Source organism: Paraburkholderia suaedae (genome assembly GCF_040812055.1).
In the GTDB taxonomy this organism is placed as follows: Bacteria; Pseudomonadota; Gammaproteobacteria; order Burkholderiales; family Burkholderiaceae; genus Paraburkholderia.
The window spans coordinates 228,516-250,908 of record NZ_JBFOAH010000001.1 but is presented as its reverse complement, the minus strand read 5'-3'; the positions used below and the strand labels follow the sequence as shown (position 1 = coordinate 250,908).

At 65.8% G+C, this 22,393-nt stretch carries 19 protein-coding genes; 9 read left to right on the top strand and 10 right to left on the bottom strand.

Annotated elements, in window-relative coordinates; translation table 11 throughout:
- Positions 1–252: 252 nt before the first annotated feature.
- Complete coding sequence (cls, locus tag ABQJ48_RS01065) at positions 253–1,716, top strand: cardiolipin synthase (protein WP_367835378.1); 1,464 nt, start codon at positions 253–255, stop codon at positions 1,714–1,716.
- Between the two features lie 10 nt (positions 1,717–1,726).
- On the opposite strand, the gene ABQJ48_RS01060 is transcribed toward cls, so the two are convergent.
- The gene (locus ABQJ48_RS01060; protein WP_367835376.1) at positions 1,727–2,206 is read right to left on the bottom strand and encodes a glutathione peroxidase; all 480 of its coding nucleotides are present in this window, start codon (positions 2,204–2,206) and stop codon (positions 1,727–1,729) included.
- A 135-nt stretch (positions 2,207–2,341) separates the two neighbouring features.
- Here ABQJ48_RS01060 and ABQJ48_RS01055 point away from each other — a divergent pair, with 135 nt between their 5' ends.
- Complete coding sequence (locus tag ABQJ48_RS01055; RefSeq protein ID WP_367835374.1) at positions 2,342–4,282, top strand: ATP-binding cassette domain-containing protein; 1,941 nt, start codon at positions 2,342–2,344, stop codon at positions 4,280–4,282.
- A gap of 136 nt (positions 4,283–4,418) precedes the next feature.
- Positions 4,419–5,480, top strand: coding sequence for a CaiB/BaiF CoA transferase family protein (locus ABQJ48_RS01050; protein ID WP_367835956.1), 1,062 nt, complete (start codon positions 4,419–4,421; stop codon positions 5,478–5,480).
- A gap of 1 nt (position 5,481) precedes the next feature.
- Here the strand turns inward: ABQJ48_RS01050 and ABQJ48_RS01045 are convergent, their stop codons facing one another.
- The 3 genes from ABQJ48_RS01045 to alr all read right to left on the bottom strand — a co-directional run bounded on the left by ABQJ48_RS01045 (position 5,482) and on the right by alr (position 8,620).
- Positions 5,482–5,760, bottom strand: a complete 279-nt coding sequence (locus ABQJ48_RS01045) for a DUF2866 domain-containing protein (protein ID WP_367835373.1) — start codon at positions 5,758–5,760, stop codon at positions 5,482–5,484.
- 141 nt (positions 5,761–5,901) lie between these two features.
- On the bottom strand, positions 5,902–7,278 hold the full coding sequence (gene radA, locus ABQJ48_RS01040; protein ID WP_367835372.1) for a DNA repair protein RadA: 1,377 nt from the start codon (positions 7,276–7,278) through the stop codon (positions 5,902–5,904).
- Positions 7,279–7,549: 271 nt separating this feature from the next.
- Complete coding sequence (alr, locus tag ABQJ48_RS01035; RefSeq protein ID WP_367835371.1) at positions 7,550–8,620, bottom strand: alanine racemase; 1,071 nt, start codon at positions 8,618–8,620, stop codon at positions 7,550–7,552.
- 218 nt (positions 8,621–8,838) lie between these two features.
- Here alr and lplT point away from each other — a divergent pair, with 218 nt between their 5' ends.
- Together lplT and thiD are read left to right on the top strand one after the other, a co-directional pair.
- Positions 8,839–10,146 carry a lysophospholipid transporter LplT gene (gene lplT, locus ABQJ48_RS01030; RefSeq protein ID WP_367835370.1) on the top strand — a complete coding sequence of 436 codons (1,308 nt, stop codon included), beginning with the start codon at positions 8,839–8,841 and terminating at the stop codon, positions 10,144–10,146.
- Between the two features lie 56 nt (positions 10,147–10,202).
- Entirely contained in the window at positions 10,203–11,009 is an 807-nt protein-coding gene (gene thiD / locus ABQJ48_RS01025) for a bifunctional hydroxymethylpyrimidine kinase/phosphomethylpyrimidine kinase (protein WP_367835369.1), read from the top strand.
- A gap of 75 nt (positions 11,010–11,084) precedes the next feature.
- Here thiD and ABQJ48_RS01020 read toward each other — a convergent pair whose 3' ends face one another.
- From ABQJ48_RS01020 to tsaB, 4 genes are all read right to left on the bottom strand, one after another.
- Complete coding sequence (locus tag ABQJ48_RS01020; RefSeq protein ID WP_367835955.1) at positions 11,085–12,065, bottom strand: DUF1853 family protein; 981 nt, start codon at positions 12,063–12,065, stop codon at positions 11,085–11,087.
- Positions 12,066–12,310: 245 nt separating this feature from the next.
- Complete coding sequence (locus ABQJ48_RS01015; protein WP_367835368.1) at positions 12,311–13,567, bottom strand: uracil-DNA glycosylase family protein; 1,257 nt, start codon at positions 13,565–13,567, stop codon at positions 12,311–12,313.
- Complete coding sequence (gene rimI / locus ABQJ48_RS01010; RefSeq protein ID WP_367835367.1) at positions 13,554–14,048, bottom strand: ribosomal protein S18-alanine N-acetyltransferase; 495 nt, start codon at positions 14,046–14,048, stop codon at positions 13,554–13,556. The genes ABQJ48_RS01015 and rimI overlap by 14 nt, the downstream gene beginning before the upstream one ends.
- Complete coding sequence (gene tsaB / locus ABQJ48_RS01005) at positions 14,045–14,905, bottom strand: tRNA (adenosine(37)-N6)-threonylcarbamoyltransferase complex dimerization subunit type 1 TsaB (RefSeq protein WP_367835365.1); 861 nt, start codon at positions 14,903–14,905, stop codon at positions 14,045–14,047. The genes rimI and tsaB overlap by 4 nt, the downstream gene beginning before the upstream one ends.
- 441 nt (positions 14,906–15,346) lie before the next feature.
- On the opposite strand from tsaB, the gene ABQJ48_RS01000 reads away from it, so the two are divergent.
- From ABQJ48_RS01000 to aceA, 3 genes are all read left to right on the top strand, one after another.
- Complete coding sequence (locus ABQJ48_RS01000) at positions 15,347–15,616, top strand: acyl-CoA-binding protein (protein ID WP_367835364.1); 270 nt, start codon at positions 15,347–15,349, stop codon at positions 15,614–15,616.
- A gap of 480 nt (positions 15,617–16,096) precedes the next feature.
- Positions 16,097–17,743: a DEAD/DEAH box helicase gene (locus ABQJ48_RS00995; RefSeq protein ID WP_367835363.1), complete on the top strand. Its 1,647-nt coding sequence runs from the start codon at positions 16,097–16,099 to the stop codon at positions 17,741–17,743.
- Positions 17,744–18,200: 457 nt separating this feature from the next.
- Complete coding sequence (gene aceA / locus ABQJ48_RS00990; RefSeq protein ID WP_367835954.1) at positions 18,201–19,505, top strand: isocitrate lyase; 1,305 nt, start codon at positions 18,201–18,203, stop codon at positions 19,503–19,505.
- A 279-nt stretch (positions 19,506–19,784) separates the two neighbouring features.
- Here aceA and ABQJ48_RS00985 read toward each other — a convergent pair whose 3' ends face one another.
- Together ABQJ48_RS00985 and ABQJ48_RS00980 are read right to left on the bottom strand one after the other, a co-directional pair.
- Positions 19,785–20,219, bottom strand: a complete 435-nt coding sequence (locus tag ABQJ48_RS00985) for a universal stress protein (RefSeq protein WP_367835362.1) — start codon at positions 20,217–20,219, stop codon at positions 19,785–19,787.
- Between the two features lie 178 nt (positions 20,220–20,397).
- On the bottom strand, positions 20,398–21,300 hold the full coding sequence (locus tag ABQJ48_RS00980; RefSeq protein ID WP_367835361.1) for a LysR family transcriptional regulator: 903 nt from the start codon (positions 21,298–21,300) through the stop codon (positions 20,398–20,400).
- Positions 21,301–21,473: 173 nt separating this feature from the next.
- Here ABQJ48_RS00980 and ABQJ48_RS00975 point away from each other — a divergent pair, with 173 nt between their 5' ends.
- The gene (locus tag ABQJ48_RS00975) at positions 21,474–22,325 is read left to right on the top strand and encodes a (S)-2-haloacid dehalogenase (RefSeq protein WP_367835360.1); all 852 of its coding nucleotides are present in this window, start codon (positions 21,474–21,476) and stop codon (positions 22,323–22,325) included.
- Positions 22,326–22,393 lie beyond the last annotated feature (68 nt).

Here is a 22,393-nt window from a genome sequence, read left to right as displayed (position 1 = left end):
CTCGCGTAGCTTTCGGGCGCGCTTTGCAGGCGCTCGACTGCGCGCGGCAGTTTGAAGGCGCTGGGTTTCAGGGTGGACAATCGCTGAGGTCTGCACCGCTTAAGGTGTGTCCGGCGCGCTGCGTCGCATCACCTGGCACCGCCCGGGGCTGCGCCTGGGTCTGCGCCTTTTATAGCGCGGCCCCGGAGCCCCGCGCTCCAGCCACCGCATCCGCTAACAACGTGTGGCGCTTCGCCAACTCTTCGCGAGCCTATGCAACTCGACCTGCTTCACGTCGGCCCGCTGGTCGCCCTCGCCCATATCCTCGGCGTGGTCGCGGCGTGTCACGCGATTCTCAATACCCGCACCTCGCAAGGCGCCATCGCGTGGGCCGTGTCGCTGGTTGCGATGCCGTACCTGACGCTGGTGCCCTACCTGTTCCTCGGCCGCAGCAAATTCGCCGGCTATGCCGACGCGCGCCGCGTCGAAAACGAGCTGCTGCGCACGCGCGCGCATCCGCCCGAATGGGACACGCTGGCGTCGTCGGCTGGGTTGCCCACGCAGCAACTCGGCCAGAGACTCGTGCACTCGCTCACCCGCCTGGGCGGCATGCCGTTCCTGCCCGGCAACGCCGTACGCATCCTCGTGAATGGCACGGCCACCTTCGAGGCCATCTTCCAGGCGATCGACAGCGCCCGCCGCTACGTGATCGTGCAGTTTTTCATCGTGCGCGACGATGCGCTCGGCCAGATGTTCAAAGACGCGCTCATCGCCAAGGCGCAGCAAGGCGTGCGCGTCTATTTCCTGTACGACAGCATCGGCAGCTTCGATCTGCCGCACCGCTACGTCGCGGCGCTGCGCGCGGGCGGCGTGGTAACGCATCCGTTCGCCACCAATCGGCGTTTCGTCAACCGCCTGCAGCTGAACTTTCGCAATCACCGCAAGATCGTCTCGGTGGATGGCGAGCGCGCGTTCGTGGGCGGCCATAACGTCGGCGTCGAATATCTCGGCGGCAGGCCGCCGCTGTCGCCGTGGCGCGATACGCACATCGAGGTGCGCGGCCCGGCAGTCGCCAGCATCCAGTTCGTGTTCACCGAAGACTGGTACTGGGCCACCCAGCAGTTGCCCGAGTTCGACGTGCCGTGCGCCGCGCAGAGTCATCAGCCGAACCATCGCTCCGATGATGAGGGCATGCACTGCCTCGTGGTGCCGAGCGGCCCCGCCGACAAGCAGGAGACCTGTTCGCTCTTTTTCGTCGCGGCGATCAACGCGGCACGCGAACGAATCTGGATCACCACACCCTACCTCGTGCCCGACGAAGCGGTATTCTCGGCGCTGCGCCTCGCGGTGCTGCGCGGCGTCGACGTGCGCATTCTGATTCCGAGCCGGCGCGATCACCGTGTGGTGTTCGCCGCCTCCAAGCTTTACGCGTACGACTCGCTGCGCGCGGGTATCCGGATCTTCCGCTACCAGCCGGGCTTCCTGCATCAGAAAGTCTTGCTGATCGACAGCGTGGCAGCCGCGATCGGCAGCGCCAATCTCGACAACCGCTCGTTCCGTCTGAACTTCGAGATCATGGTGCTGACCGTGGACCGCGGCTTTGCGCAGGAGGTCGAAACGATGCTGCTGAACGACTTCGCCGAATCACGCGAAATCGACCGCAACGAGTACCGTCAGGCAAGCGCGCTGCGGCGCGTGCTGATGCACGTGGCGCGGCTTTTCTCGCCGATCCTTTAGCGGCCGCTTCTCACAGCAGCTTTTCGATATCCTCGGTGATCGCCTCGGGCTTGGTCAGCGGCGCATAGCGCTTCACGACGTCGCCGTCACGCCCGATCAGAAACTTGGTGAAATTCCACTTGATCGCCTCGAGGCCCAGCAAGCCCGGCGCCTCGCCCGTCAGATAGCGAAACAGCGGATGCGCGTTGGCGCCGTTCACGTCGATCTTGTCGAACATCGGGAAAGTCACACCATAGTTCTTTTCGCAGAAGCTGCCGATCTGCGCGGCGTCGCCCGGCTCCTGCTTGCCGAACTGGTTGCAAGGGAAACCGAGTACCGCGAGCCCACGCGCCGCGTACGTCTCGTACAGCTTCTGCAGGCCCGCGTACTGCGGTGTGAAGCCGCATTCGCTCGCCGTATTGACGATCAGCAGGACCTTGCCCCGATACGGCTCGAGGCTCACCTGTTCGCCGCCGAGCGTGCGTGCCGAAAAGGAATAAATCGATGTCATGGGGTCCCCCGTGTAAAGCCGACAGTCTATGCCAAAAGCCGCGCGGCAACAGTCGGCCGAATGGCCGATCCCGAGCGGGCGCCCTGTACCGCTGCGGGCAGTCTAAAATAGCGGTTTTCTTTCGCCGGCCTCTTCGTGATCCGCTTTAATCAGTTCAGCCTCGCGCGCGGCACCAAGCCGCTTTTCGACAACACCACCTTCACCCTGAACCCCGGCGAAAAGGCCGGCCTCGTAGGGGCGAACGGCGCAGGCAAGTCGACGCTCTTTGCCGTGCTGCTCGGCGAACTCCATGCGGACGGCGGCGACTTTTCGATTCCGCCCACCTGGCGCATCGCCCACGTCGCGCAGGAAACGCCCGCCGCCCACAAGAGCGCGCTCGACTACGCGCTCGACGGCGACGCCGCGTTGCGCGCGATCGAAGCGCGCATCGCCGCGGCGTCCGCCGCGCACGATGGCGCGGCCGAAGGCGAGGCGCACGCCGCATTTGCGGACGCCGACGGCTACACCGCGCCTGCGCGTGCCGAGGCATTGCTGCTCGGCCTCGGTTTCACGCTCGAACAAACCCGCGAGCCGGTCAGCAGCTTTTCGGGCGGCTGGCGCATGCGACTCAATCTCGCGCAGGCGTTGATGTGCCGCTCCGACCTGCTGCTGCTCGACGAACCGACCAACCACCTGGATCTCGACGCAATCGTCTGGCTCGAAGACTGGCTGCATCGCTATGCCGGCACGCTGGTCGTGATCTCGCACGACCGCGAATTTCTCGATTCGGTCTGCAACGTCACGCTGCATCTGGAGCAGCAGCAGATCAAGCGTTACGGCGGCAATTACTCGCAGTTCGAAGTGCTGCGCGCGCAGCAGATCGCGCTGCAGCAGAGCGCGTACGAAAAGCAGCAGCGCACGGTCGCGCATCTGCAGAGCTACATCAACCGCTTCAAGGCGCAGGCCACCAAGGCGCGCCAGGCGCAAAGCCGCGTGAAGGCGCTCGAAAAGATGGAGCTGATCGCGCCCGCGCATGCGAGCTCGCCGTTCACGTTCGAGTTCCGCGCCCCGGATTCCGCGCCCAATCCGATGATGGTGATGGAAGACGTGCGCTGCGGCTACCACGGCGAACAAGGCGTCGAGATTCCGATCGTCGATCACGTGATGCTGTCGATCCAGAACGGTCAGCGTATCGGGCTGCTCGGCGCAAACGGCCAGGGTAAATCGACGTTGATCAAGACGCTGGCCGGCACGCTGCCCGCGCTCGGCGGTCACGTGCGCGAAGGCAAGGGTCTGCGCATCGGCTACTTCGCGCAGCATCAGCTCGAAACGCTGCGCGCGGACGACACCCCGCTGCAGCATCTCGCGCGTCTCGCGCCGGACACACGCGAACAGGAGCTGCGCGACTTCCTCGGCAGCTTCAACTTTTCCGGTGAGATGGCGACCTCGAAGATCGCGCCCTTCTCCGGCGGCGAGAAAGCGCGTCTCGCGCTTGCGCTGATCATCTGGCAGAAGCCCAACCTGCTGCTGCTCGACGAGCCGACCAACCACCTCGATCTCGAAACGCGTCATGCACTGACCATGGCGCTCGCGCAATTCGAAGGCACGCTGATTCTCGTGTCCCACGACCGGCATCTGCTGCGCGCCACCACCGACCAGTTCATGCTGGTCGCCAAACACCGGCTGACGGAGTTCGACGGCGATCTCGACGACTATCGCGACTGGCTGCTGCAACATGCGGCCGAGCAGCGCGCGGCGCTCAAAGCGGGCGGCGCCGTCAATGGCGTGGACAGCAACGCGGATAGCGGCGTCAATCGCAAGGATCAGCGCCGGCTCGACGCCCAGACGCGGCAGAAGCTCGCGCACCTGAAAAAGCCGCTGCAAAGCCGAATCGCGAAGATCGAAAGAGAGATGGACACGCTCAACGCGGAAAAGGCGACGCTCGACGCGTTCGTCGTCGATCCGGCAAGCTATGAGCCCGAGCAGAAAAGCAGGCTGACGGAGGCAATCCGCCGTCAGGCAGACGTGAACGCGCGCCTCGAAACGCTCGAAACCGAATGGCTCGAGACTCACGAGGAACTCGAACAGATCGGCTAGCGGGGCGCTGTTTGCGGTCCGCGCCGGCACCGGCGGGAGCTTGGCTTTGTCTTCAGCGACATCATCAACCGTGTCATCGGCCACCGCGCCGGCTTCGTCAGCTTCATCCGCTTCCAGCGCTGCCGCGCCGCCCGCGCTGCAAGGACTGCGTGTGCTCGACCTGACGCGTCTGCTGCCAGGCCCGGTGGCCGCGCTGCGGCTCGCCGAACTGGGCGCCGACGTGCTGAAGATCGAAGCGCCCGGCGCGGGCGACCCGACCCGCACGATGATGCAGTCGTCCGCCGATCGCGTCGCGGGGCGGCCGGGCGCGTTTTACCGGCTCGTGAATCGCGGCAAGCGCGAGACGCGGCTGGACCTCAAATCCGAAGCGGGACGCCATGTGCTGCGCGCGCTGGCGGCGCAAGCGGATGTGCTGATCGAGAGCTTCCGTCCCGGCGTGATGGAGCGGCTCGGTCTGGGCTACCCGACGCTGCGCGCGGACAATCCGCGGCTCGTCTACTGCGCGATAAGCGGCTACGGCGCATGCGGTGCTTTCGCGGATCACGCCGGCCACGATCTGAACTACATCGGTTACGCGGGCGTGCTCGATCAATTGGCAAGCCGCGACGGCACGCCGATCGTGCCGAACTTCCAGATCGCCGATCTGCTCGGCGGCGCGCTGAGCGCGGTCACGCAGATTCTCGCGGCGCTATGGCATGTGTCGCGCGGCGGCGAAGGCCGCTTCGTCGACGTGTCGATGGCGCATGTCACCTACGCGCACAACATCGTCGCCCAGGTCGCGCTCGCCAATGAAGGCGCCGCCCCCGCTGCGGGCACCGGCCTGCTGAACGGCGGCGTGCCCTGCTATAACCTGTACCGCACGCTGGATGGGCGCTGGCTCGCAGTTGGCGCGCTCGAACTGAAGTTCTGGGAAACGCTGTGCATGGCGCTCGACCGGCCCGAGTGGGCGACCCGCCACTGGAGCCTTGGGCAGGCGATCGGCGGCCCGGATGCCGTCGCGCTGATGCGGGAGTTGGCTGACGTGATCGGCGCGCGTGTGCTGGAAGACTGGGTGGTGCTGCTGGAGCCGCTCGACTGCTGTGTGTCGCCGGTGCTGACGGCGGCCGAAGCCGCGCGGCATCCGCTGTTCGATCCGCACGCGTATGCGGCGGCGAGCGCCAGTGGCGATGCGAGCGAAGCCGACGATCCGCTCAGCTAATTCAGCGCCGCGCCGCCGTCTGGCGCGGCAACGTCTGACGCGGCGTTTTTTCGTCGTCGTACAGCAAATGCTTGCGCCCTTCCACGTGACGGCTGATCGTGGCGCGCACCTCGGCGGGGGTGGCGTCTTCGGCCACTACCCGCCGCGATATCTGCCCCGCCGCGTCGATCCACTCGACGATCCGGCAAGCCCCGCCCCACGGCTGGCGAATCGGTGCTGAGACACGGCAGCCACGCAGCTGCAGCGGCCGCTCGGCCAGGGTTTCATATGACTCTTTCAAGGCGCGATCCTTTTTCGGGCATCGGAAGGGATGCATACCCCCGCAGCTTAGGAAAAAGGAACGCCATTCAGGTTACAGCCGAAATGAACATATTTACCGGGCGTTACGGCGCGCTGGCCGCCGCGAGCGCCGCAGCCACCTTTATTCGAGCGTGCGGACCCGATCGATCGCCTGTTCGATGCGCTCGACCGCGACGACCTGCAAGCCTTCGATCGGTTGCTTCGGCGCGTTGGCCTTCGGAATGAGCGCAACCGAGAAACCCAGTTTGGCCGCTTCCTTGAGCCGCTCCTGGCCGCGTGGCGACGGCCGGATCTCGCCGGCGAGACCCACTTCGCCGAACACCACCAGCCCCTTGGGCAACGGCTTGTTGCGCATCGACGAGTGGATCGCGAGCAGCACCGCCAGATCGGCGGCGGGTTCGGTGATCTTCACGCCGCCGACCGCGTTCAGAAACACGTCCTGATCGAAACACGCGATCCCCGCATGCCGATGCAGCACGGCGAGCAACATCGCCAGCCGGTTCTGCTCGAGGCCGACCGCGAGCCGCCGAGGATTCGGCGCATTGGCCGCGTCCACCAGCGCCTGCACTTCGACCAGCAGCGGCCGCGTGCCCTCCTGCGTGACCAGCACGCACGAGCCCGGCACCGACTGCTCGTGCTGCGACAGAAATAGCGCCGAAGGATTGGCCACGCCGCGCAGGCCGCGCTCGGTCATCGCGAACACGCCGAGTTCGTTGACCGCGCCGAAGCGGTTCTTGATCGCGCGCACCAGACGGAACGACGAGTGGGTGTCGCCTTCGAAGTACAGCACCGTATCGACGATGTGTTCGAGCACGCGCGGCCCGGCCAGCGCGCCTTCCTTGGTCACGTGGCCAACCATGATGATGGTGGTGCCCGACTGTTTGGCGATACGCGTCAATTGCGCCGCGCACTCGCGCACCTGCGCGACGGAGCCCGGCGCGGAAGTCAGCGCGTCGGAATAGACGGTCTGGATCGAATCGATCACGGCGACGTCGGGCCGCTGCTCGGCGATCGTCGCCTGGATCTTTTCGAGCTGGATTTCCGCGAGCAATTGCAGCTCGCTCGCTTTCGAACCCGGCTCCAGCAACGAAAGCCGTTGCGCGCGCAACGCAATCTGCGCGGCCGACTCTTCGCCGCTGATATAGAGCGCGCGTTTGTCGGCAGCGATTTCCGCGAGCGATTGCAGCAGCAGCGTCGATTTGCCGATACCCGGATCGCCGCCGATCAGCACCACGCCGCCCGGCACCAGACCGCCGCCGAGCACGCGGTCGAATTCACTGACGCCGGTGGAAAAACGCGGCACGTCTGACGCGTCGATGTCGGCAAGGCGGCGCACCGGCGCGCTTTTCGCGAGCGACTGGAAGCGGTGTGTGGACGGCGTCTCCGCGACCGATTCCACCAGCGTATTCCATGCATTGCATGACGGGCACTGGCCGGCCCATTTCGGCGATTGCCCGCCGCATTCACTGCAGATGTACAGGGTTTTTGTTTTAGCCACGCGTCATTGCCTATGTTGCTGGTTGCGGATGATGGGTGTATTGCCTGGGACCGCCGAACGCTGTCGCGACGGCGAGCGCAGCGCGAAGCGACGCAGCGCACCTCGCGAGAAGCGAAGCGGCGAGCCGCGCGGACAGCGGGCGGAAAACGAGGGGAAACGCCGGGCGACCCGCCGCGGCGAAAAGCGCAGCGGCTTGCCACCCGACTACGCACGCCGCGCATCGGACGCTGCTCAGCAGCAGCCGCACGCGAGCACGCTCGCGCCGCGAGTGTTATTCCGCGCGCACCGGCACGCGCGCCGCCACGGCGCACATCAACTCGTAGCCGATCGTGCCGCACGCCTGCGCGACGTCGTCGATCGGCAGGGTGTTGCCCCAGAGCTCGACTCGCGAGCCGATGTTGGCGCTGGGAATCGGCGTCAGATCGACGGTGAGCATGTCCATGGACACGCGCCCGACGACCCGCGTGCGCACGCCGTCGACGATCACCGGCGTGCCTTCGGGCGCGACGCGCGGATAGCCGTCCGCATAGCCGCACGCGACCACGCCGATGCGCATGGGTCCGCGCGCCTTGAACGCCGAGCCGTAGCCGACCGTGCTGCCTTCGCTGAGCGTTTGCACCGCGATCAGTTCGGAGCTGAGCGTCATCGCCGGTTGCAGCCCGGTGCCCTCGATCGCCGCGGTCAAGCCCGACGGCGACGCGCCGTACAGCATGATGCCCGGGCGCACCCAGTCGAAATGCGCGTTGGGATGCCACAGCGTGGCCGCGGAATTGGCGAGGCATCGCGCGCCGGCAATGCCTTGCGCGCCACGCTCGAATGCTTCCATCTGGTAAGCGATGCCGCGCTCGCCGTCGGCATCCGAAAAGTGCGTCATCAGCGTGATCTGACCGACGCCCTGGCAAGCGCGCGCGCGCTCCCACGCGGCACGAAATTTTTCCACGGTGTAGCCGAGGCGGTTCATCCCGGTGTTCATCTTCAACTGGATGTTGACGGGTTTGGACAGACGCGCCATTTCGAGCATGCGCAACTGTTCGTCCGAATGCAGCGCGGTGGTGAGGCTATAGCGGTCGATTACGTCGATATCCGTCGGGCGAAAGAAGCCTTCGAGCAGAAGAATCGGCCCGGCCCAGCCTAATTCACGCAACTTCGCGGCCTCTTCGAGGTCCAGCAAACCGAAGCCGTCGGTTGCGCGCAAACCCGGGAACGCGCGCGCGAGGCCATGCCCATAAGCATTGGCCTTGACGACGGCCCAGATTTTCGATTTCGGCGCGTAGCGACGCGCGACGGCGAGATTATTGACGAGTGCGGCGGTGTGAATGGTGGCCAGGAGAGGACGCGGCATGGGATATTTTCGTAAAGACGCTTGCGAATCAGCGGCTTACAGTGCGTTTTCAACGCGCGGCAGCCCGCTGGGCGGTGCGATCAAGGATTCTGCTAGTCCGAATGCAGCTATTTTCGTGATATAAAGCCGTGCGCACAACCCATTTCGAACGGCATAAGCCCGGACGCATCCCACACGGCCCGGGCGGACGGACCGCAGCGAGGACAGCATCGCATCAGATGAAAAAAGGTTTTTACACCATCATGGCCGCGCAGTTTTTTTCGTCGCTGGCCGACAATGCGCTTCTGATCGCTGCTATCGCACTGCTAAAAGATCTACACGCTCCCAACTGGATGACGCCGCTGCTCAAGCTGTTCTTTGTGCTGTCGTACGTCGTGCTTGCCGCGTTCGTGGGCGCCTTCGCCGACTCCCGTCCGAAAGGACGCGTGATGTTCGTCACCAACACCATCAAGGTAATCGGCTGCATCACGATGCTGGTCGGCGCGCATCCCCTCCTTGCATACGGTATCGTCGGCTTCGGCGCGGCCGCGTATTCGCCCGCCAAATACGGGATCCTCACCGAACTGCTGCCGCCTGACCGGCTGGTGGCCGCGAATGGCTGGATCGAGGGCACCACGGTGGGCTCCATCATTCTGGGCACGGTGCTCGGCGGCGCGTTGATCAGTCCGCACATCGCCGCGCCGATCCTGCGCGTGCGCATCCCCACCGTCAACACGCCCGCTGAAGCGGCAATGCTCGTGATCATGGGCATCTACGTCGTCGCCGCGCTTTTCAATCTGCGCATTCCCGACACCGGCGCGCGTTATCCCAAACAGGAACGCGGCCCGATCAAGCTCATCACCGATTTCGCCGACTGCTTCGTCGTGCTGTGGCGCGACAAGCTCGGGCAGATTTCGCTCGCGGTCACCACGCTGTTCTGGGGCGCGGGCGCGACGCTACAGTTCATCGTGCTGAAGTGGGCCGAGGTGTCGCTGGGCATGTCGCTGTCCGAGGCGGCCATCCTGCAGGCGGTGGTCGCCGTCGGCGTGGCGGCCGGCGCGATCTTCGCGGCCTCGCGCGTGCCGTTGAAGAAGTCGCTGTCGGTGCTGCCGGTCGGCATCATGATGGGTTTCGCCGTGATGCTGATGGCGTTCTACACGCGCGACCTGTTCCCCGCGCACTGGGGAATCCGCTTTGGCCGCGTGCACGTGTCGGCCTATCTCATCTTCGCGTACATCTTCCTGATGGTGGTCGGCGGCCTGTCCGGCTTTTTCGTGGTGCCGATGAATGCGTTGCTGCAACATCGCGGCCACGTGCTGCTGTCGGCGGGTCACTCGATCGCCGTGCAAAACTTCAACGAAAATCTCTCCGTGCTCGTCATGCTGTGCCTGTATGCGGTATTGGTGTGGCTCGACGTGCCGGTCACTACGGTCATCGTGCTGTTTGGCACCTTCGTGTGCGTGATGATGTGGTTCGTGATGCGGCGTCACCTTGCGAACCAGCGCGCATTCGACTCCGTCGCGCTGATCGGCGAAGCCAAGCACTGACCCGCGCCGCCGCGTCCGCCCCGCGCACGCGCGCCTTCTTTCCTGTTCGCTTGACCATGACTCGACCCATCCCCAATGTGCTGACGATCGCCGGTTCCGATTCCGGCGGCGGCGCCGGCATCCAGGCCGACCTCAAAGCTTTCTCGGCGCTCGGCGCATATGGCGCGAGCGTGATCACCGCGCTGACCGCGCAAAACACGCGCGGCGTGAGCGCGATTCATACGCCGGACCCCGGCTTCATCACCGCGCAACTCGACGCGGTGTTCGACGACATCCGCATCGACGCGGTCAAGATCGGCATGCTTGCGAACGCGCCGATCGCTCGTGCGGTCGCCGCTGCGCTGCGTCGTCACAAGCCCACGCACATCGTGCTCGATACGGTGATGATCTCGAAGAGCAATCACGCGTTGCTGCTGCCCGATGCGGTGGCGGTGGTGCGCGATGAGCTGCTGCCACTCGCCGATGTGCTGACGCCCAATCTACCGGAAGCCGCCGCGCTGCTCGGCGTTCAGCCCGCCGCGGATGAAGCCGGCATGGTCGAACAAGGCGAAGCACTGCGCGCGCTCGGCGCACGCGCGGTGCTGATGAAGGGCGGCCATCTGAGCGCGGCCGACAGCCCCGACTGGCTGGTGCAGGACAGCGGCACGCTGCGCGTAGGCGGCCCGCGCGTGCCGGTGAAGAATACGCATGGGACAGGCTGCACGCTGTCGTCGGCGATCGCGGCGCTGATTGCACAACGCGGCGATCTGGCGAGCGCGGTAGCCGACGCGAAGCTTTATCTGACCGGCGCACTGCAAGCGAGCGATCGACTCGACGTCGGTGGCGGCGTCGGGCCGGTGCATCATTTTTATCGGTGGTGGTGAAGCTGAGGATCGGCGTCGAGCCGTTGCGTTTGACGGCAGCACGAACAGCGCATTGCCGTCCCGCTTGCTGTGGGCTTATTGTCGCGCATAGCGCTGCGCCTGCTCGGGCCACTCGTCCGGCACGATGAAACCGCGCGAGCATTCGATGCAGTGGGCGGCACTGTCTTCGGCAAACGCGGCGACCATCGTCGGTCCCGATTGATGGGATAGCTGCGCGGCGAGTGTTTGAGCGTCGACGTAAAGTCGTTTGGTGGCGGCGGCGTCGAATTGCCCGCTTGCCTCCTTGACTTCCTGTTTATCCCCGCGCCTGGGCGCCAGCCATTCCAGTCGCGGCAGCAATCGCCACAGCGGCGCATGGCCGGCCGCGAAAGCCGGCCAATCGCCGCGCGTGACCCACCAGCCGCGGCCATGCGCCGGATCGATTTCTTTCGGCTCCGTCGGCGCCGTGCCGTGCCGGTAAAACAGCCAGCCTTTGACGAACATTTGCGGCGTCCACGGCCCCGCATAGCCGAGCGACGCGAACTCTTCACGCGCACTCAGCGGCAACTGATGGGTCAGCAGGTGCGCGAGCTTCAGATCGAAGCGGTCTTTCAGATTCGGTCCGACATAGTCCGCCAACTGCGCGCGCCCCTCGCCCGCATGCAGGTAGCACTTGACCGCCAGCTCCCAATGCAGCCGCACGCCATCGCGCGCCTCAACGAGAAAATCGCATTCCCCGAGCGTGACGCCCACCCGCCGCAACGGGACGCCCGCCGCGACCAACCGCGCCGCGGGTCCGTGTTGCAAAAACCAGCCGAGCAGCCGTTCAGCGTAGCGGCCCAGACGCGTGATGCGCGGCGCCGCGAGCTCGCTGTGTAATGGCGCCGGCGCGGCGTCGAGCGCGCGCAGCCAGTCGATGCTTGCTTGAAGTGCCTCCGGCGTGTCGAATGGATTCGCGAGTGCACCCAGCGGCGGGTGCGGATGGAGCAGATCGGGGCTCAGCAGCAGCCACGCCAGATCGCGCACGGCGGCATCGCGCAACGTGTCGAGCAGGTTATCCAGCAGCGCGGCGCGCATAGATGGGTGGGTGTCGGGCGTGACTGGCGGGGTGCGTGTGTCCGACCTGCTCGGCGTGTCGGGCGTGTCGGGCGTGTTGGGCGTGTTGGGCGTGTTGGGCGTGTTGGGCGTGTTGGGCGTGTTGGGCGTGTTGGGCGTGTTGGGCATGGCGGGCATGGCGGGCGTATCCGGCATGTCAGACGTGTCAGGCATGGCGAGCGCGGCGGCAGGAACCGCGCCGCCGGTCCATCAGCAAGCATCGCCGATCACTGCGCCGCGTTCGACGCCGCGCCGCCGGCCGCGCGCCATATGTCGCGCGCGAGGCACAGGTCGGCCCAGGCCTTCGCCTTGTCGGGCAGGCTGCGCAGCAGATACGCCGGGTGATAGGTGACGACCACCGGCACGCCTCCGTATTCGTGCGCGCGTCCACGCAGCGACGAGATGCTGGCGTCGGTCTTGAGCAGACTCTGCGCTGCAAAACGCCCGAGCGCGACGATCAGCTTCGGCTTGACCAGCGACACCTGGCGTTGCAGATACGGCTCGCAACGCGCGACTTCGTCCGGCTCCGGATTGCGGTTGCCGGGCGGGCGGCATTTGATCACGTTCGCGATGTAGACGTTGGTCTCGCGCGTGAGCGTCAGCGCGCGCAGCATATTGTCGAGCAGCTTGCCAGCCTGCCCGACGAACGGCTCGCCCAGACGGTCCTCGTGCTCGCCCGGCGCCTCGCCGATCAGCATCCAGTCGGCGCTGCGATCGCCAACGCCGAATACGGTGTTCGTGCGCTTCTCGCACAGACGGCAAAGCCGGCAAGCGCTGACGCGCTCGCTCAATGCATCCCAGTCGAGCGTGTGGATGGCGGGCAGTACGAGCGTGTCGCTGCGCGCATCCGACGGCGGGCGAGCGGGCGATGGCGCGTCGTCGAACCATGGCAGATCGTCATCGGATGGTGTGTCGAATGCGGGGGGCTCGGCAGTGCGGGACGGTGGTTGCGCGGGTCGCTCCCCCGGCTCGGGCCAGGACTGCTCCATGGAGGGCGGATGCCGCGCCGGCTCGCGCTGCGTTTGCGGCGCAGGCGCGTCGCCAGCGCTTGGGATGCGCTCTTCTCGCTCCTGCCGCTCTTGCGCTATCTCGGCCTGCGCAGGCTGCGCACGACGCTCGCCGTCTGGCGCGGAGCGCAACGTCTCGCTCTTTCCCGGCGACGCTTTGGATTCGTCGAACCGCTCCCCTGTCCCAGCCGACTGTGCCGCTTGTCCGCGCGAAACGTCACGCTCGCTGTTCGTCGAGATGTCATCGACTGGCTGACGTTCACGTGCGCGAGACGCGGGCTCCCGCATTTCCCGCCTAACACCGCTCGTTCGCTCGACCGTGCCGCGCGCATCGTCATCACGCACTGACTGCGCTGGCAGCGCGTCGGCGCTCTGCCCGACCCCCGCTTCTTCGACCCATTGCCCCGCGGCCATTCCCCGTCGCACCCACAGCGGCGCAAGTCCGAACTCTTCCAGTACCGAGTCATGCAGCGCCATCTGCGCCCTCCGTAGCAAACGAGAAACGCATCACGATGGCGTCCTCCCGGCTGCGATGCCGCGCCGGATAATAGTTTTTGCGCCGGCCGATCGACGTAAAGCCGAAACGCTCGTAAAGCCGGATCGCCCGATGATTGGACGGCCGCACTTCGAGCAGCAGGCCGTCGAGCTTTTCCGCGCGCGTGATGCGCACCGCCTCACGCAGCAGCGCAAGGCCGGCGCCCGCGCCTTGCGCACTGGGCGCCACGCACAGATTGAGCAGATGCATTTCGTCGACCACCGGCATCAGCACGCAGTAGCCGATCAGCGTGCCTGTCACGTGCCGCAGACACACGCCGAAGTAGCCATTGCGCAGCGAATCGCCGAAATTGCCGCGGCTCCATGGAAACTCATAAGCGAGCTTCTCTATCGCGGCGACCTCGTCCAGATCGCCTTCGGTCATCGGCGCCATGTAGCGGTCCGCGAGCAACACCCCGCTCATTGCCGGCCCTCGCCGTGAGGAGCGGCGTGCGACGCACCGTCACCCATGCTCTGCGCAGGCGTCGCGTGCCGCGCTGCGTCTTCCGTGTGCTCAGGCTGCCCGGTCCTGGCCGCTTTTTCCGCCTTCTGCGCAACCCGTTCCGCCGTGGTCTGCGCGACCTTGTCGCGCACGTATTCCGGCGCGGCCTGGTCAGCGGGCACCGTGCGGCCCGCGCGAAACGCGCGCAGCGCCACGTGCGCGAGCGGCAGTGCATGCGGCAGCGCCTCGCCGTCGACCGCGCGCGCGGCCGCAACCGCAGGCAGCCGCGCACCGAACACGGCCGCGGCATTGCCCGCGAGCGTGAAAGGCCCATCGGGCAGGACCAGCCGCTCCGGCAAATCTAGCGACGCCGTCTGTATGGTCCGCCATTCGCATTGCGCGTCGTCCCACGCGTAGTCGGCCCAATAGATTTCGTCCATGCGGGCGTCGAGCGCGGCAAGCACGCGGGTGCTGGACGGATCGCGCAGGCGCGCACTTTCCGCGCAGGCCAGCAGCGTGCTGACCGGCACGACCGGCAGGTTCAGGCCGAACGCCAGCCCCTGAGCGACGCCGGTCGCCGTGCGCAGGCCGGTGAACGAGCCGGGACCGGCGCCGAACGCGATCGCGTTGCAGTCGGCGAGACGCAAGCCGGCCTCCTCGAAAAGTTCGCGAATCGCGGGAAGCACGCGCGTGCTCGAGACTGCGCCGGTCTGCTCGTGGCGAACCCAACTGGCGGGGCCGGCGCACGCCTGGCCAGCGGCGTCGACGGAGACGCGCAGGAGCGCCACCGAACAGAATTCGGTGGAGGTATCGAGGGCAAGCAGCACAGTTTGAGTCATGGACCGTATTGTAATCGGCAGTGCGCGCGCGGATGTGGTTTGGCGTGGCCGCCGCTGGTGTGGTTCGAAGTGGTGTGACGGGGCTGCCGCCGTTGGTGTCGTTGGTGTCGTTGGTGTCGTTGGTGTCGTTGGTGTCGTTGGTGTCGTTGGTGTCGTTGGTGTCGTTGGTGTCGTTGGTGTCGTTGGTGTCGTTGTGTCGTTGTGTCGTTGGTGTCGTGGGTGTCGTGGGTGTCGTGGTGCCGTTGGTGCGGTTCGCGCGGTGCCGCTTTGGGCGCTTACGAATTTTGGGAGGTGTCAGGAATTTCGTGTGCTGAGGTTGGCGCTGTTGGCACTCTGGCGTATTTGGCGCCTTTCGAATACGCCCTCGGCCCCAGGACAACACGCAATTGCTATGATCGTCGTCCGATCCTCACCCCACCCCGCCCGACGGGCGCCCCCACGATGACAGACCTCGATACCCGATTTGCCCAGGCTCACGAAAAAGTTCAGCAGTTGCCGGAACGTCCCGGCAACCTCACACTGCTGCGCCTCTATGCACTGTACAAACAGGCCACCCGGGGCGATGTGCACGGCGAAAAACCAGGCTTGACGGACATCGTCGGCAAATACAAGTACGACGCGTGGGCCGCGCTCAAGGGCACCGCGCAGGACGTTGCGAAGCAGCAGTACGTCGAGTTGGTCGAATCGCTGAAGAGCGGCGCTGCGGCCTGATGTCCGCTTGCCGGGAACCGGTCCGGCGAATATCACCACATTCCCGGACTCGCCCGCGACCGCCCAGCATCGCCGGAAAAGCTCGCCATCTCGAAGTGCCCGGCAAACTTTTGCGCCCAGAAACGTCCTGAGAGTGGCGCACTGCAACAAAACCCTATACAATGCGGCCTGCGCTTCACTGCTTTGCCCGGCTTTTCCTGCCGGCCGTTGCGGCGCAGCGCCTCGTAGCGTTTAGCTCCAATCCAGTTTAGAACCTGTCCCCTCCTGCCTAGCCCCCTACGGGCGATCATGTCCCAGGCTGGCGGCACGCCGTGTTGGCATGTCGCATCCGATACAGCTTCTAACGAAAAGCTCGCCCTTCATCATCGCGAGCTGCCCCCGTTTTTCGATTTGCTCGCTGCTTCTTTGCTCGCTGAATCCGACGACTTGGGTATGCCGATTGGCGCCGACGTTTTAATTCCCCGTGTACCAAGGATTCTCATGACTTCGAGCAACACCTCCAGCCCGTTGAACGCCATCGCCGATCAAGCACTCGGTCTCGCCGACGCACCCGCACAAGCCGCAGCCGTCGCTGCCGCTCCGGAAGCCGTCGCCGCTGAAGCCGCAGTGCCGAGCGGCCCGTCGTTCGCGTCGCTCGGTCTGTCCGCGGACGTCGTCTCCGCGCTGACCGCCGCTGGTTACCAGAACCCGACGCCGGTTCAGCAACGTGCGATCCCCGCTGGCATCGCCGGCCGCGATCTGATGGTCTCCAGCCCGACCGGTTCGGGCAAGACCGCCGCGTTCATGCTGCCCGCCATCGAACGTTTCTCGCAATTGCAAAAGTCGCAAGCCGGCCAGCCGCGCGAGCCGCGTCCGGCCGACGGCGCCCGCACGCGCCGTCCGCAACCGGTGGCCCGTCCGACCATGCTGGTTCTGACGCCGACCCGCGAACTCGCGATGCAGGTCACGACCGCCGCCGCCACGTACGGCAAGCACCTCAAGCGCCTGCGCACTGTCAGCATTCTGGGCGGTGTCGCTTACGGCCAACAGCTGATGCTGCTGGCGAAGAACCCGGAAATCCTGGTCGCCACGCCGGGCCGTCTGATCGACCACCTGGAACGCGGCCGTATCGATCTGTCGCAACTGCAGATCCTCGTGCTCGACGAAGCCGACCGCATGCTCGACATGGGCTTCATCGAAGACATCGAAACGATCGTCGCGGCCACGCCGGCCACGCGTCAGACCATGCTCTTCTCGGCCACGCTCGACGGCAAGATCAGCTCGCTGACCGGCCGCCTGCTGAAGGACCCGGAGCGCATCGAGATCGTCCAGCGCCTGGAACAGCGCACCAACATCGCGCAAACCGTCCATTACGTCGATGACCGCGACCACAAGGATCGTCTGCTCGACCATCTGCTGCGTGACGCCGGCCTCGACCAGGCCATCGTCTTCACGGCCACCAAGATGGACGCCGACCAGCTCGCCGGCCGTCTGGCCGACGCCGGTTTCGAATCGGCTGCGTTGCACGGCGATCTGCCGCAGGGCGCGCGCAACCGCACGATCCGCGCGCTGCGCGAGCGCCGTGTGCGCGTGCTGGTGGCAACGGACGTCGCCGCTCGCGGTATCGACATTCCGGGCATCACGCACGTGTTCAACTACGACCTGCCAAAGTTCGCCGAAGACTACGTGCACCGTATCGGCCGTACCGGCCGTGCTGGCCGCTCGGGTATCGCGGTGAGCCTCGTGCATCACGCGGAACAGGGCGCGCTCAAGCGCATCGAGCGCTTCGTGCGCACCCCGCTGCCGGTCAACGTCGTCGCTGGCTTCGAGCCGCGCAAGTCGGCCCCGTCGGGCACCGGCCGTCCTGGCTTTGGTGGCCGCGGCCGTCCGGGCGGCAACGCCGGTGGCCGTCGTTTCGGCAGCGCTGCGGGCAAGCCGGCCGGCAACGGCGGCGGCGCACGCAGCGGCAGCACCGGCGGCGGCTGGGCCGGCAAGTCGGCCGGCGGCGGTTCGCGTGACGGCGGCTTCGGCGGCGGCTCGCGCGAAGGCGGGTTCGGCGGCTCGCGTGAAGGCTACGGCGGTTCGCGCGACGGCGGCTACGGCGCACGCCGCAGCGATGGCCCGCGCACGGCACGTCGCGGCAGCTAAGTTGCAAGCAATTCTGCGGCTAAGACGCATACAAGCCGCGGCTGAATCTTCTGGCAAGCGTTCAGAACTCAGCGCATAGAAAGACCCGACGGCCCCGTGCCGTTCGTCAGTCGGAAAAACCGGTGCCCACGCACCGGTTTTTTTTCGCCCCGATTTGTTCACCTCCTAAATTTCACGATGTGAAAAATTTTTTTGCGTCGTAAAAAATGATGCTGCAAGGCACAAGAGGGCGCGTTGCAAGATGGGAAAGGTCGTATTGCAATGCGAAAAAGCCGTCGCAACCAATTGAATTTTAACGGGAATAAATATCCACGAAACGCTTCCGGGCAGCTATGGCGCAGTCAGTGATTTGCCTAGACTCTTATACAAGACTTCATGAACCGAAACGCCCGAAGGGGCCAGCGGCTTCGACGAAGAGAGTTCCCATCCATAGGCAATTCAGGAGAAAGCCATGACCATGACCCGCGAAGAACAAGCGAAGCAACTCCAGCAGCAATGGGATACCGATCCGCGCTGGAAGGGCATCAAGCGCACCTACACGGCCGGCGATGTGATCCGTCTGCGCGGTTCCGTCCAGGTGGAGCACACGCTCGCCAAGCGCGGCGCCGAAAAGCTGTGGCATTCGGTCAATCACGAGCCGTTCGTCAACTCGCTCGGCGCGCTGACAGGCAACCAGGCGATGCAGCAGGTCAAGGCCGGCCTCAAGGCGATCTATCTGTCCGGCTGGCAGGTGGCGGGCGACGCCAACGTCGCCGGCGAAATGTACCCGGACCAGTCACTGTATCCGGCTAACTCGGTGCCGCTCGTCGTCAAGCGCATCAATAACACGCTGACGCGCGCGGATCAGATCCAGTGGTCCGAAGGCAAGAATCCCGGCGACGAAGGCTACATCGACTATTTCGCACCGATCGTCGCCGACGCGGAAGCCGGTTTCGGCGGCGTGCTCAATGCATTCGAACTGATGAAGGCGATGATCGAAGCGGGCGCCGCGGGCGTGCACTTCGAAGACCAGCTCGCGTCGGTGAAGAAGTGCGGCCACATGGGCGGCAAGGTCCTCGTGCCGACCCGCGAAAACGTCGCCAAGCTGACCGCCGCGCGCCTGGCCGCCGACGTCTGCGGTGTGCCGACCGTGCTGCTCGCCCGCACCGATGCGGAAGCCGCCGACCTCGTCACTTCGGACATTGACGACAACGACAAGCCGTTCCTGACCGGCGAGCGTACGGTGGAAGGGTTCTATCGCACGAAGCCGGGTCTCGAACAGGCGATCTCGCGCGGTCTCGCGTACGCGCGGTACGCCGACATGATCTGGTGCGAGACCGGCAAGCCGGACCTCGAGTTCGCAAAGAAATTCGCCGACGCGATCCACAAGGAATTCCCGGATCAGCTGCTGTCGTATAACTGCTCGCCGTCGTTCAACTGGAAGAAGAACCTCGACGACGCGACCATCGCCAAGTTCCAGCGCGAACTGGGCGCGATGGGCTACAAGTTCCAGTTCATCACGCTGGCCGGCTTCCATGCGCTGAACTACTCCATGTTCAACCTCGCGCACGGTTACGCCCGCAATCAGATGACGGCGTTCGTCGAAATGCAGCAGGCTGAATTCGCGGCGGCGGAAAAGGGCTTCACCGCCGTCAAGCATCAGCGTGAAGTCGGCACCGGCTACTTCGACGCGGTCACGCAAACGGTCGAGCGCGAAGCGTCGACGACGGCGCTGCACGGTTCGACGGAAGACGAGCAGTTCTTCGACAAGAAGGTCGCGTGATCGGCAGCCTCGTGGGCCGCATCGTGCGATGTCGCGGCCACGAGGTCTGAGCGCCGCAACGGCAGTGCAGAAGACGATCGAGCGGCTCGCTCAGACAGCCGCCGTCACAGGGAGGAGCCGCGCCGCCGGGTGTCTGCGCGCAGCCTCGGCGGCGCGAATTTCAAAAAGCGCGGCAAAGCCCCGCACAGCGCATCCTGTCGCGCGCAGCGGCGCGCCGGCTTCGCCGCCGACGCGTTCTCCCCCAGCGCGCCAATCGGTTGCCGCCCGCGCGTGCGCCGTTCAGCGGTACACGATCACCGGAATCTTCGTATGCGTGAGCACCCGCTGGGTTTCGCTGCCGATCAGCAGACTGCCCAGCCCGCGCCGCCCGTGCGAAGCCATGAAGATTACGTCGCAGGCGCCCTGCTCGGCCGCTTCGATGATGCCCAGATACGGCGCCGGATGGACGCTCGTGCGACTCTCCACGCTCACGCCGGCGCGGCGCCCAGCCACTTCGACTTCGCGCAGATGGACGCGTGCTTCCCGCTCGCTGCGTTGCAGGAACTCGGCAGGCGGCTCGACCACCACGTCGGAAAACGGCGAGTACGGATATTGGGGCAGGCACGCGTACGCCGTCACGCGCGCGCCGACCGCCTGCGCGAGGTCGATTGCGCCGTCGATCGCTTTGTGGGACAGGTCGGAACCATCGGTCGGAACCAGGATGTGCCTGAACATGATGCCCTCCGTCGCCGGCTGCGCGCAGCGCGGCGTGAGCGTCCAATGCGGCTCGGCGTACAAGCCGTCTGAGTCGATTGTAGTCCGCGCCGACGCGGGCATCGGCCGCATAAGGGGCAAACGCGCTGGTGGTCGCCAACGCGCGCCACCTGTGACGGGCTCGCGACAGCGGTCGACCTCAGCCCCAGTACCCCGGATGGCCGTACGTATGCTTGAGAAAGTCCAGAAACAGCCGCACCCGCAAGGGCAGATGGCGGCGCTGCGGAAACACCGCGTGGATGCCGATCGGCGGCGCGGCGAATTCGTCGAGCACGCTGACGAGCCGCCCGGCCGCGATTTCGTCGCCGACTTCCCACCACGAGCGCCACGCCAGCCCATAGCCGTCCAGACACCACTCGTGCAGCACCGCGCCGTCGGAGCATTCCATGGTGCCGGACACCTTGATCGACACGACCTTGCCGTCCTGCTGGAACACCCAGCCGCGCTGCTGATTCGCGCTCGCGCCCAGCGCGAGACAGTTGTGCCGCGCGAGCTCGGCGAGGCTGTGCGGCGCGCCGCGCCGGCTCAGATACGCAGGCGACGCGACGCACACGCGGCGGTTTTCGCCGAGCCTGAGCGACACCAGCGACGAATCCGGCAATTCGCCCAGCCGCACCGCGCAATCGAAACCCTCGTTGACCAGATCGACGAGACGGTCGGACAGATCGAGTGTGATCGACACGTCAGGATGCGCGACGGTGAACGCTGGCACCAGCGGCGCGACGTGCCGTCGTCCGAAACCCGCCGGCGCCGACAGCCGCAAATGGCCGCTCGCTTTCACCCCGCCCGCCGACACGCTGGCCTCGGCGTTCTGCATGTCGTGAATGATGCGCTGGCAGTCCTCGAGGAAAGCGGAGCCCTCGAAGGTCAGCGTGATCTTACGGGTGGTGCGCACCAGCAGCTTGACGCCCAGGCGCTCTTCGAGCGCGTCGATGCGGCGGCCGATAATCGCCGGCGCGACGCCCTCGGCCGACGCCGCCGCGGACAGGCTGCCCTTGGCCGCGACGGTGACGAATGTTTCGATCTGCTTGAAGCGGTCCATGAGCGAGGTTAGCGGCGAGGCCCCGAAAAGTGTTGAAGCGCTGCAGGGCAAGGTGACAGTTGGCCGTCAGACTAGGTGCATAAAAGTAAAAGATCAAGTGATGTTCAGCCTCTTTTTTTGCGGCGGTGCTCACTAATACAATCCGTCCTGACCTCTGACAGGAGCGCACGGCAATGTCGGCCACAACGACACTTTCCCCGAGAGCAGTGATTTTCGACGCGTACGGCACGCTTTTCGACGTGCACTCGGTGATCGCCGCTGCCGAGCAGATGTTTCCGGGCCACGGCGATGCGCTGTCGCAGTTGTGGCGCCTGAAGCAGATCGAATACACGCAACTGCGCACGCTGGCCGATGCGCCTGAAACGCCCGGCGCGCATTACCGCCCGTTCCAGGACATCACGCTCGACGCGCTGCGCTTCGCCGCGAAAAAGCTTCAGCTCACGCTCGGCCGCGCCGCCGAGAAGCGGCTGATGGACGAATACGCGTGCCTGTCCGCCTTCCCTGACGCCCTACCCACGCTGCGCGCACTGCGCGAGCCGGGGGCGAGTCCGTCGACCCGGCACGCACCGGCGCACCGCGAATCCGCGGTACGGCGCGTCGGTCTGGCGATCCTGTCCAACGGCAATCCGCAGATGCTCGACGTCGCGCTCAAAAGCGCCGGCATGAGCGGCCTGTTCGACCACGTGCTTTCCGTCGACGCCGTGCGCGCATACAAACCGTCGCGCGCGGCTTATGCGCTGGGCACGCAAGCGTTCGACGCGTCGCCCTCCGAGATCGTCTTCGTATCGTCGAACGGCTGGGACGTGGCCGGCGCGGCCTGGTTCGGCTTCACCACTTTCTGGCTGAACCGGCCAAATGCGCCGCTCGAAGAACTCGGTGTGACGCCGCACGGCGCAGGCAGCACGATGAGCGATCTGCTCGCTTTTCTCGCGACCCTCGCGCCACCTGGCCGCGTTGCCAACGACCCAGGCGACGGCCCGGACAAGCCGCGCCGCAGCCGCCCGCGTCGCCGCGCCGGTACATGACAGCACCATTGGCCGCGACGGATAACGCCGCGTCATCGTCTGCCCAATGGCTTTTGAACATCTGCATT